The 10,722-nt window shown below is 53.3% G+C and carries 9 protein-coding genes, 3 pseudogenes and 1 riboswitch; of the genes and pseudogenes, 3 read left to right on the top strand and 9 right to left on the bottom strand.

Annotated elements, in window-relative coordinates; translation table 11 throughout:
* Positions 1-12: 12 nt before the first annotated feature.
* From JCM15764_RS19280 to JCM15764_RS19260, 6 genes and pseudogenes are all read right to left on the bottom strand, one after another.
* Positions 13-1,147 (bottom strand): annotated as a pseudogene (locus tag JCM15764_RS19280) (trans-sulfuration enzyme family protein).
* Positions 1,144-2,297 (bottom strand): annotated as a pseudogene (locus JCM15764_RS19275) (trans-sulfuration enzyme family protein). The pseudogenes JCM15764_RS19280 and JCM15764_RS19275 overlap by 4 nt, the downstream one beginning before the upstream one ends.
* Before the next feature lie 111 nt (positions 2,298-2,408).
* Positions 2,409-2,512, bottom strand: a riboswitch (SAM riboswitch).
* Positions 2,513-2,604: 92 nt separating this feature from the next.
* On the bottom strand, positions 2,605-3,189 hold the full coding sequence (locus JCM15764_RS30400) for a Smr/MutS family protein (protein WP_439645347.1): 585 nt from the start codon (positions 3,187-3,189) through the stop codon (positions 2,605-2,607).
* Positions 3,190-3,364: 175 nt separating this feature from the next.
* The gene (locus JCM15764_RS25295) at positions 3,365-3,883 is read right to left on the bottom strand and encodes an OmpA/MotB family protein (protein WP_243689445.1); all 519 of its coding nucleotides are present in this window, start codon (positions 3,881-3,883) and stop codon (positions 3,365-3,367) included.
* Entirely contained in the window at positions 3,804-4,229 is a 426-nt protein-coding gene (locus JCM15764_RS25290) for a hypothetical protein (protein WP_243689444.1), read from the bottom strand. The genes JCM15764_RS25295 and JCM15764_RS25290 overlap by 80 nt, the downstream gene beginning before the upstream one ends.
* A 323-nt stretch (positions 4,230-4,552) precedes the next feature.
* The gene (locus JCM15764_RS19260) at positions 4,553-4,909 is read right to left on the bottom strand and encodes a PilZ domain-containing protein (RefSeq protein ID WP_054698498.1); all 357 of its coding nucleotides are present in this window, start codon (positions 4,907-4,909) and stop codon (positions 4,553-4,555) included.
* A 304-nt stretch (positions 4,910-5,213) separates the two neighbouring features.
* Here JCM15764_RS19260 and JCM15764_RS19255 point away from each other — a divergent pair, with 304 nt between their 5' ends.
* Positions 5,214-6,350, top strand: a complete 1,137-nt coding sequence (locus tag JCM15764_RS19255; protein WP_054698496.1) for a GGDEF domain-containing protein — start codon at positions 5,214-5,216, stop codon at positions 6,348-6,350.
* On the opposite strand, the pseudogene polA reads toward JCM15764_RS19255, so the two are convergent.
* Both polA and JCM15764_RS25285 read right to left on the bottom strand, forming a co-directional pair.
* Positions 6,327-8,999, bottom strand: a pseudogene (gene polA, locus JCM15764_RS19250) (DNA polymerase I). The gene JCM15764_RS19255 and the pseudogene polA overlap by 24 nt on opposite strands.
* Before the next feature lie 10 nt (positions 9,000-9,009).
* Positions 9,010-9,186, bottom strand: coding sequence for a DUF4177 domain-containing protein (locus JCM15764_RS25285; protein WP_243689443.1), 177 nt, complete (start codon positions 9,184-9,186; stop codon positions 9,010-9,012).
* A gap of 212 nt (positions 9,187-9,398) precedes the next feature.
* Between JCM15764_RS25285 and JCM15764_RS25280 the strand changes: the two genes are divergently transcribed.
* Both JCM15764_RS25280 and JCM15764_RS19245 read left to right on the top strand, forming a co-directional pair.
* Positions 9,399-9,572 (top strand): hypothetical protein, encoded by a 174-nt coding sequence (locus JCM15764_RS25280; protein ID WP_243689442.1) that lies wholly within the window; start codon positions 9,399-9,401, stop codon positions 9,570-9,572.
* Positions 9,573-9,866: 294 nt separating this feature from the next.
* The gene (locus JCM15764_RS19245; RefSeq protein WP_054698494.1) at positions 9,867-10,310 is read left to right on the top strand and encodes an Hsp20/alpha crystallin family protein; all 444 of its coding nucleotides are present in this window, start codon (positions 9,867-9,869) and stop codon (positions 10,308-10,310) included.
* Positions 10,311-10,422: 112 nt separating this feature from the next.
* Here JCM15764_RS19245 and JCM15764_RS30395 read toward each other — a convergent pair whose 3' ends face one another.
* Positions 10,423-10,656: an adenine nucleotide alpha-hydrolase family protein gene (locus JCM15764_RS30395; RefSeq protein WP_279384577.1), complete on the bottom strand. Its 234-nt coding sequence runs from the start codon at positions 10,654-10,656 to the stop codon at positions 10,423-10,425.
* Positions 10,657-10,722 lie beyond the last annotated feature (66 nt).

The raw sequence follows: 10,722 nt of genomic DNA, 5'->3' as shown, positions 1-10,722 counted from the left end.
TCCGACAGACTCCTAAAAATTTATCACCCGGTCCAGGTCGGCAATGAGATCCTCCGTCTCCTCCAGCCCCACGGACAGTCGCACCAGGTTGTCGGTGATCCCCCGGGCGGCGCGCTCCTCTGCAGGCATGGCCGCATGGGACATCTTCGGCGGGTAGGAGATGATCGATTCGACGCCACCGAGGCTGACGGCAAAGGCTGCATATTCCATTTTCTCCAGCAGGCGGTGGGTCAGTTCCACCGTTTCCAGTTTGAAGGACAACACCGCCCCCGGTCCCGCCGACTGGGACTTGTGCACCCCATACCCCGGGTGCTGTTCCAGGCCGGGATAAAAAACTTCCGTCACCCGCCGCTGCTGGGTCAGCCAATTGGCCACGCTGACTGCGCTCTTCTGGCTTTCATCCATCCTTACCCGCAGTTTTCAAACCGCGTAGCACCAGCCAGCAGTCCTGTGGGCCGAGTACCGCACCAAAGGCGTTCTGGATGAACTTGATTCGCTTGCCAAGCTCCTCGTCCTTCACCACGGCAAATCCGCAGATGACGTCGCTGTGGCCATTAAGAAATTTGGTGCCACTGTGGAGAACGATGTCACAGCCCAGATCCAAGGGCCTCTGCAGGTAAGGGGTCATGAAGGTATTATCCACCAGGGTGAGTAGGCCTCGCTCCTTGGCCAGATCCACGGCGGCACGGAGGTCAGTGATCTTCAGCAGAGGATTTGACGGTGTTTCCAGGTAGATGGCCTTCGTGGCAGGAGTGATGGCTTCGGCAATTCTCGCCGGATCGGTGGCATCGACAAAAGTCGATTGGATGCCCAGGCGCGTGAAAAGGGTGGTCAATACCCTGAAGGCGCCGCCATAGACATCTTCGCAGACGACCAGATGGTCACCGGGGGAAAAGAGCAGGAGCACCGAGGAGATAGCCGCCATCCCCGAGGCGAAGGCAAAACCGTGGCTGCCGTTTTCCAGTAGCGCCACCGTCTCCTCCAGTGCATCCCTGGTGGGGTTGCCTGAGCGGGCGTAGTCGTACTTGCCGAAATGGTCAACGGACTCCTGGGCGAAGGTTGATACCTGATGGATGGGTACGGACAGCGCCCCAGTATGTTGGTCGATGCTGTGCTTGTTGTGGATGATCTTTGTGCCGAATTTCATGCTGCCCCCTTTTCTTCAGTTGCAAATGCCTGCTCCAGATCTTCAATCAGATCGTTAATATCCTCGATTCCCACCGACAGCCGCAACAGTACATTGTTGATGCCCAACCTGGCCCGTATCTCGGGCTCTATATCGGCGTGGGTCTGCAGCTCGGGAAATGTGATCAAAGTCTCCACTCCGCCAAGGCTCTCGGCAAAGGAGATCAAATGTGTCTTGAGCAGCAGCGTCTCCACCAATGCCGGATCGGTCACCTCGAAGGCGATCATCGCGCCGCACCCCTTTGCCTGAGATTTTACCAAAGCATGACCTGCATGACCTTTCAGCCCCGGATAATGCACCCTGGCAACCAGGGGATGCTTCTCCAGCCACGAAGCCAGAGCTGCTGCATTTTCCTGCTGGCGGTCCATCCGGACCCCCAAGGTCTTCATGCCGCGGATCACCAGCATGAATCCTGGGGTCCCAGCACCGCACCAACCGAGTTCTGCAGGAAATAAATCCGCTCTGCAAGTTGTTGATCCTTTGCCACCACCAGGCCGGCAATGGTGTCATTATGACCTGCCAGATATTTGGAGGCGCTGTAGACGGTGATATCTGCCCCAAGGTCCAGTGGCCGGAGCAGGTATGGAGTCAGAAAAGTGTTATCGACGATGCAGAGCAGCTGCCGCTCCCGGCAGAGGTTACTCAAAGCCTTAATGTCCGCCACTTTCAGCAGCGGATTGGTCAGAGATTCAACGAAGAGTGCCTTGGTATTGGGCTTAAGAGCCGCCGCCACCTCGTCCAGGGAAGAAGTATCCACATAGGTGAACTCCAGGCCGTACTGGTGGAAGATCTGCTCGAAGAGTCGGTAAGTGCCGCCGTACAGGTCCTCTGTGACGACCAGGTGGTCGCCCCGCTGAAACAGCAAGAGCAGGTTAGTTATCGCTGCCATCCCCGAAGCATAGGCAAAACCCCGCGCCCCTCCATCAAGACGGGCAATGCCCTCTTCCAGTGCCTGCCTAGTGGGATTGCCCGAGCGGCTGTAGTCATAGCCGGTACTCTGCCCCAGTCCCGGATGCCTAAAAGTTGCCGTCTGATAAATGGGAACGGTAACCGCCCCGGTCCTTGAATCCCAATCCAGCCCAATCTGTACTGCCTCTGTCGAAATGTGCATCGCGTCACCCCCATTTAATTTGTTCACCAGTGCGGAAAACCGTAATTGATCTGCCGCAATGAAAAAATCCCCTTCCGGGGCAGGAAGAGGATTCTGGTGAGGTTCTTCTCTTCCTTATCTCCCGAAACCTAAGTTTCGCAGGATTTGGCACCTTCCCTTTGCAGGGGGTTGCCGCGACGTCACAGGGCCGGTCCCTCAGTCGCTCTTGATAAGAATGTTATTCAATTATTTGTTTACTAATTCACTTGCAACAAAGTGTACTGATACACTATCAATGTGATAGTCTTGTGTCAATGTATTTTTTGCTTTATTTCTGGACCCGTTCCTTGTCCTTCAAAAAGACGACAAAGGCGCCGCTCCCCCCCATCTGCCGAGGGGCCGGGGCGAATTCGGCGACCATTTCCTTTCCCTTGTCGCGCAGCCAGCCGGCAACAGCCGCTTGCAACACGGGCTCGCCGGACGAGTTGTTTCCTTTTCCGGTAATGACCAGGACTGCCTTCTGTGCACGATTATAGGCGCCTGTCACGAAGCGAGCCAAGCTTACCACTGCCTCATCCCTGGTCAGGCCATGAAGATCCAGCTGAAAGTCGACGCGGATCGTCCCACGCCTGAGCTGCCGCAGCCTGTTTTGGTTCATGGGCCGCAGGGGCTCCACATCATCGGGCAACTCATCCTGAAAGACCACATCCATTTCCAGCTTTTCCAACGCCTTGAGAAAGACCTTCCTTTCGCTATCGTCAATCCGCTGTACAACTGGCGGTTTCGATGGAACAGCTTTACCTGAAGTCTTTGTATTTTCGTCCATTCTCTGCACATCGGCCACTTCACGGAGAAACAGAGCCAGATCATCGTCAACGGCAGGCGGTGGTTCAGCTGCTGGCGGAGTAGCCACCGGCTTTTGGGAGCCAATGGCTGGTTTCGCTCGATGCCTTTCAGTGATTTGAAGGGGTTATGGGAAAAGTTTCCTTCTTTCGGCAAGGGCTGCTTTTTTTCTTTTTTCATCCAGTTGCAGAGGGAGCCGAAGACTGGCTCTTATCCTTTCAGTTATTTTCACAATGCAGGTGCACCTACTCCTTTGGTACAAGGATGATCTCGATCCGCCTGTTCTTTGCTTTACCTTCACGGGAATCATTGGCGGCAACCGGTTTGAATTCCCCGTAGGCAATAGCCGACAGGTTGAGAGGATCAATGCCCTGCTGCTGCAGATAACGGGTTACATTTATGGCACGAGCGGCGGAAAGTTCCCAATTGGTCTGGTATTTTTTCGCCAGTGCACCGCCTATCTGGTCATTGTCCGTATGGCCCTCGATGCGGATAGACTTGTCCTTGATGTTTTTCAGGATATCGATCACCTTCTGCAGGACAATGAGTCCTTCCGGCTTGATTTCTGCCTTTCCGGAGTCAAAGAGAACAGCGTCCACCATATTGACGGTCAGCTTCCCCTTGAGCTCCGAGATGGTCACCTGACCCTGAGAAATCTCACTCTTCATTTTTTCCAGCAGATCCTCATAGGTCTTGCTGGTTTTCTGCACCTCTTCTTCCTTTGCTTTCTTCAGGTTTGCTATCTCGTCCTTCAGCCTTGGCATTCTCAGTCTCCAGGTCGGACACCTTCTGCCTCAGCTCTGATATATTTTTTGACAAGGTATCCGATTTGGCCTTGAGCACCTTGTCCAGTTCCTTGTTATCGGCTGTAAGTTTTTCCTTGTCCTTGTTGGCTGCAGCCAAATCCTTCGTCAGCTTGCTCACCGATGCCTTCAATATCTCATTTTCAGCCGACAGGGCAGTGTATTGCTGCTGCAGCGATGTCAGGCTCTTGTTAAGCGATTCCGCCTCTTCCACCTTCTTCAGATATTTGCCCTCGCCCACCAGGCAACCCGACAGACAGAGAGAAAGCAGCGACGCCGTTACCATCAAGCAGACTCTTTTCAACATGATCAACCTCCTCCTTTTTATGGGTGACAGTCAACCACCCTCTACGCAAAAACATGCAGCCCTAGGAGTCTGTAGGACTTAGAATGAATCGGCTGCGAAAATGGCAAATCGGTACGGATCTCCGTAAATTTTCGACAAATAGGTCCACTATTCGCTCTCAAATTTCCAAATATCCGTCCTCGATTTTCCATTCTCTCGCTTCGATCCCTAAGTCCGACAGACTCCTAGGCAATTGATTATAAAGCACCAGCTGCAAATGAACATGACCCCGGAGACAATGTGCCACCAGGAGAACCGGCATCTCCCGGCAGGCTTCTCAAACATCAAGAGGAGGTATCCACGTCGCCGACAAGCTCCTTAAGAGCGTCCACTTCCTCTTGGCCATCTGCAGCACGTTTTTCACAGAGCACCGAATCCATGTCAATCCTTTTGAAACTGAGGCCAATACCGGTGTCAGTTCTGTGTACAACTGTCGCCGGAATGGTAAAGGAGAATTTCTCCTTTGCCCCCTTGAAGTTTATGCTGACCCTTACCGGTTCATTTACGGCAACGACCTGAGTGGTCTTGACAAATAATCCTTTTAGACTTAGGTCTGCCACTTCCCCCGTGAAGGTCACATTATCATAGGTAATATGAGCGTCAGCCTTGAAACTGAACCGATCGAATTTTCTTTGTGTCACAAAAAAGTCCTTTCCTCACCCATGCCTTGAGGTCCATGTAAACGTTGCCAGATTACCACATCTTTTTTTAAAGCGAAAGAAAGAGTTATCCCCTCTAATGTGCCCGAGAAGTCATTATTTTGACTTTGAGGTAACATTGAAGTGAATCTAATTGGATAAATTTCTACGTTTGCACCCAATAAATACCTGCAATGCAAAGTTAATTGGCTATTAGACAAATGTGGCAAAGATATTGCATCTAGTGATTTTACTTCACGTTTTACATCCTATTTCAAGCTGTAAAACTTCGGGAGCATAGGGAACCATGAAAAAGGAGCGGATACTTTCTACTGTCGAAAACATCGGTTTATCTAACCCGGATGGCGGGGACAGTAACGGGAGTTGTCAGAAAGCGCCGGATCTTATCCGACAACTGAATGAGGCACTGTTCCTGGCAAAATTCATGGGCGCAGTGAATGCCACTCTGGATCCCGATGATGTCTGTGCCATAGCATCAAGGATCCTCTTCGATTACATCGTCTACCACCGGATCGTCTTTACCCTTGAGCTTGACAGCGGCTGCAAAACCTTCAGCTTCTCACCTCTGGAAGACAGAAGCGCCGGACCGGCACTGGAGGCAGGGGGCGAGGCCGACAGCGACAACAAACCCACACGCTGGTTCACTTTCCAGCTACCTGAAAAAATGGGGAAAGTGGAGATCTGCCTCCACAGGCAAGCAATAGGCGCTTTTTCCGGACATTTCCTTGCTACCGTCACCGAAAACTTTGCCCAGGCACTGAAAAACTCCCTGGAGTTCCATAAGGTCAAAGAACTGGCAATGCGGGACGGGTTGACGGGACTATATAATCGGCGGGTATTCGATGAAATATTGTCTATAGAGGGGGAATTGCACAAATTGATGCCATTGTCATTGCTCCTTCTGGATCTGGACGATTTCAAGCTGGTAAACGACACTTTCGGCCATGCTGCCGGCGATCAGGTACTGGCAACCTTTGCCGCGATTCTCCGGGAAAGTTGTCGGGGAGCGGACCTGGTTGCGCGCTATGGCGGTGAGGAATTTGCCGTTGTTCTGCCTGCCACCCCATCAACCAAAGCCACAGAAATCGCCCAACGCATGAGGATGAGGTTCTCTGCCATGACCTTTGCATTTGGCGGGCAGCACTTCAGCCAGACCGTCAGCATCGGCATTGCCTGTACCTTCGATACGGCAAAAATTCCCATCAGCGAGCTGGTGCACCGCGCAGACAACGCCCTGTACCGCGCAAAGCGGGAAGGAAGAATCGGGTCTGCATCCACACAGACAAGGCCGGCGCCAACATCGCCAAAAATCGCAGTAAAACTCCAGACGCCGGTAGCCAGTCCGCTAACGCCCCCATGCTCGGAGCAGGGAATCTCTGACCCGCTGCCTCTTAACTTTCTAATGGGCTTCGCTCCAGTTTGACCCGAAGTTCACATCCACCTTCAGCGGCACCCTCAAAGTCAACGCATTTTCCATCTCGTGGCAGACCAGCTTTTCCATCGTCAGTTTTTCCTCCAGCGGCACCTCGAATACCAGCTCATCGTGGACCTGCATGATCAGGCGGCTTTTCAGGCCTTCCCGCCGCATCCGCCCGCTTACCTTTACCATCGCCTGCTTGATGATATCGGCTGCCGAGCTGGATCGGGTAGTTGATGGCGTTACGCTGGGCAAAGGAACGGATGTTGCCGTTAGTGCTGTTGATATCGGGAATGGGCAGCCGGCGGCCGAGGATGGTCGTGACATATCCTTTGGCCTCGGCCTCGCGGACACAGCCGTCAAGAAAGACTCTGGCTCCGGCATGGCGGTCGAAGTAGTTGTCGATGAACTCCTTTGCCACCTTGGTGGATACGCCCAGTTCCTTTGCCAGGCTGAAGGGACCCTGACCGTAGATGACACCGAAATTGATGGTCTTGGCCTGACGGCGCATCTCCTGGGTAACCATTCCCGGGAAAAGGCCGAAGACCTCGGCAGCTGTCCTGGTGTGAATATCCTCGTTTTTGGCAAAGGCATCGCAGAAGACCCGGTCCTGAGAGAGATGGGCCAATACCCGCAGTTCAATCTGGGAGTAGTCGGCAGACAGGATGAGACAACCTTCCTCGGCAATGAAGGCATGCCTGATACTGCGCCCTTCTTCGGAACGGATCGGTATATTCTGCAAATTCGGTTCCGACGAGGAAAGCCGGCCGGTATTGGTGACCGCCTGGTTGTAAGAGGTATGGATGCGGCCGGACTCGCTGTAAACCAGTCTGGGTAATGCATCGGTATAGGTGGACTTCAACTTGGACAGGCTTCGGTACTGGAGGATGAGCCTGCCTATCTCATGTTCGGCGGCAAGCCTCTCCAGCTCATCCACGTTGGTCGACCAGCCGGTCTTGGTCTTGGTCTTCTTCCCACAGGGTAGCTGCATATGTTCAAAAAGAACCTCGCCCAGCTGTTTGGGGGAGTTGATGTTGAAGGTCGTTCCGGCACACTGGAATATTTCACGCTCCAGCTCTGCCAGCTGACCACCGAAACCCGCAGACAGCTTCTGTAACAGGGCAAGGTCCAGCTTGACTCCGTACAGTTCCATCTCGGCAAGAATCTTCACCAGCGGCATCTCCAGTTCGAACAACAGCCGCTCCATGCCAGACTCTTCAATCTGTGGCAAAAAGAGCTTATGCAGCAGCCAGGTGGCATCGGCATCCTCGCATGAATAGATCGAGGCTTTTTCCACCTCCACCTGGGCAAAATTCTTCTGGTCCTTGCCACTGCCGGCAACGTCGGCATAGGAGATCATCTTGTGGTCGAGCAGTTCCACGGCCAACCCATTGAGGCCATGGCTGGAACGGTTGGGATTGAGCAGATAGGAGGCCAGCATGGTATCGCACCAGATGCCTTCCATCTCTATGCCGGCCCGGCGCAGCACCTGGTAGTCATATTTGATGTTCTGGCCGATTTTCTTTATTGCCGGGTCCAAAAGCAGGGGCCTCAGTGTTTGAAGGACGTGGGCAAGGGAGAGCTGATCCGGAACGCCAGATAGTGGTGGGCGACCGGGATGTAATATGCCTGGTGGTCGCTGAAGCTGAAGGAGATTCCGACAATTTCCGCTTCGAATGGGTTGAGGCTGGTGGTTTCCAGGTCAATGGCAAAGGTGGACTGGGCACTCAGTTTATCCATCAGTGCGCTAAAATCGCCGGCGGTGAGAATAGTGCGGTAGTCGTCGCTGGAGAGGGTAGCGACACTGGTCAGTTCTTTCATCAGAGTCGTGAAGCCGTATTCCCGGAACAGGTCCCCTAGAAGACGGTTATCGGGAGGGGAAGCGGCAAAATCGTCATAGGAATAGGGAACCGGCGCACTGCATTCAATTGTTGCCAACCGCCTGGACAGGCGGGCCTGATCGGCAAACTCACGGAGACGTTCACCAACCTTCCCCTTGACGACAGAAGCATTTTCCAGGAGCTGATCCAGCGAATGGTGCTCCTGAATCAGCTTGATGGCCGTCTTTTCCCCGATGCCGGGAATCCCCGGTATGTTGTCGGAAGAATCGCCAGCCAGAGCCAGAATATCCACCACCCGCTCCGGTGGAACGCCGAAACGCTCGACCACCTCGGCAGGGCCCGATGCCTTGTCTTTCATGGTGTCGAGGAGGGTGACGCTGTCGGTGACAATCTGCATCAGATCCTTGTCGCCGGTGACAATGACTGCAGCCATCCCCTTTTTTTCACAATCGCAGGCGATGGTGCCGATGATGTCGTCCGCCTCGAAGCCGGGCAGCTCCAGCACGGGTATCCTGAAGGCGCGAACCGCCTCTTTGATCGGCTCTATTTGCAGGCGCAGGTCGTCGGGCATGGCAGAACGGTTTGCCTTGTAGGCTGTATAGATCTCATTGCGGAAGGTCAGCTTTCCGGCGTCGAAGACTACCGCCAGGTGGTCCGGCTTCCGGTCCTTCACCACCTTGAGCAGCATTTGGATAAAGCCGTAGAGTGCATTGGTGGGAAACCCCTTCGGTGAAGAAAGGTGCCTGATGGCATAATAGGCCCGGTAGATGTAGGACGAACCGTCAATGAGGTAAAGCGTTGGTTTTTCAGGCATATCTGCTCCCCTATTCCTGCTGTTCCCGTGTAAAGATAATAAAGGCCATGCTCGGCCTCTTGCTTGACTCGCGCATGGCGAACTGGATCCGGTCCAGAAGCCAGCCCTTGCCGGCCCACTCGTTCAGGACATCCTCCAGGGTGTCCTCAGCTACCGAACTCACTTCCACGACTTTATATACTTCCATAACGCCACCTCGTGTTGATTTTCTGCAAATAGTAGCCCAGAAATCCAGTGGCATCAAGGGTAATAATCCCCTGAAGATGCTTGATTCCTGCGGCGAAAAGAGCTGTTGCATCCACTGAGAAAACTGTTATCATGGGAGAAAATGACAGGAGGTCTTTTTTAAACAACAGCCGAAATAACTGCAATTGCACCACAACCAAAAAGGGAGTCAGTATGACAGAGAGAGACGTGGAAAAAATCGATCAACTGGCAAAAGACGCGGAGACAACCCTTAAATTCGACTATGACAAAAAAGACCTGAAAGAACGGCGGGCGATTGCCAAGCAAAACCTATATGATGGCTCAAAGAAACTGAAACACAGTGTACCTAAAGGGAAAAGGATATAACGGTATAACCACAATTAAATAAAACCAGGGTCTAGACAGGGGGAGAAAACGGCGAAGTTTTCTCCCCCTTGACTTTGCCTGCAAACTGATTATGTTTATTGAAACCCGTGGCTAGTGTCCCGTGCGGTTAGTTCTCTGCAAGAATTTCGAGGGATTTTGGTTCCCGGCAAGGCGCCGGCGACGCAGGCCTAGCAGGGCCTAAGCCGAGGAGCCGCAACGCAGCCGGGGACCAAAAGACCCGAAATTGTCAGGAAAGAATTAGCCGCACGTGACACTAGTAAGGAGGAGTGGATTATGGCGCTTGTTAAATACAACCCTTTCAAGGATCTCCGCACCATGCAGGAGGAAATGAATCACCTGCTGGACCTTGCCTGGAACAGGGAATCGGGTGAGGAACTGAACGAGGGAATATGGCAGCCGCCGGTGGATATTTACGAGAACGCAGAGGCTGTTGTCATCAAGGCTGAGGTGCCGGACATGGATCAGCAGGACATCGAGGTAAGGATTGAAAACAATATTCTGACCCTGCGCGGCGAGAGAAAACAGAACACCGACGTCAAGAGAGAAAACTATCATCGGGTCGAGCGCTATTACGGCACCTTCCAGCGCAGCTTCACCCTGCCCCAGAGCATCGATCAGGATAAGATCCGAGCCTCCTGCGACCGTGGCGTCCTCACCATAATCCTGCCGAAAACGGAAGAAATCAAATCGAAACAGATCAAGGTGGAAGTGAAATAAACGTTTGCGCTCAAAAAACGCCCAGGTGCAAGGCGCCGAAGAGCGAGCAGCGGAGCATGCACCAGTATGTGAGCAGCGCAGCGATGAGGGCGACGACGCAGATGGGCGTTTTTCAGCGTAAACCTACTTCGTTCATGCTGCCTGTGCGGTACCCCTCCAAATCCAGCGCCACGTATGTAAAGCCAGCCTTCTTAAAGAACGAGACAACCAATCGACGCAGTTCCGGCTGCAGCAGCCGCCCAAAATCCTCCTCTGAAAGCTCGATTCGCGCCGTCTCGTGGTGAAATCGCACCCGATAGAGTGAAAAACCCTGCCCCTTCAGGAACTCCTCGCAAGACTCGATCATGGACAATCGCTCCGGAGTGATCTCTACACCATATGGAAAACGGCTGGCAAGACAGGCATATGGCTG

It is taken from the genome of Geotalea toluenoxydans JCM 15764 (assembly GCF_001311985.1).
In the GTDB taxonomy this organism is placed as follows: Bacteria; Desulfobacterota; Desulfuromonadia; order Geobacterales; family Geobacteraceae; genus Geotalea; species Geotalea toluenoxydans.
Note: the sequence above shows the minus strand (reverse complement) of the source record. Positions and strands in the feature narration are given on the sequence as shown.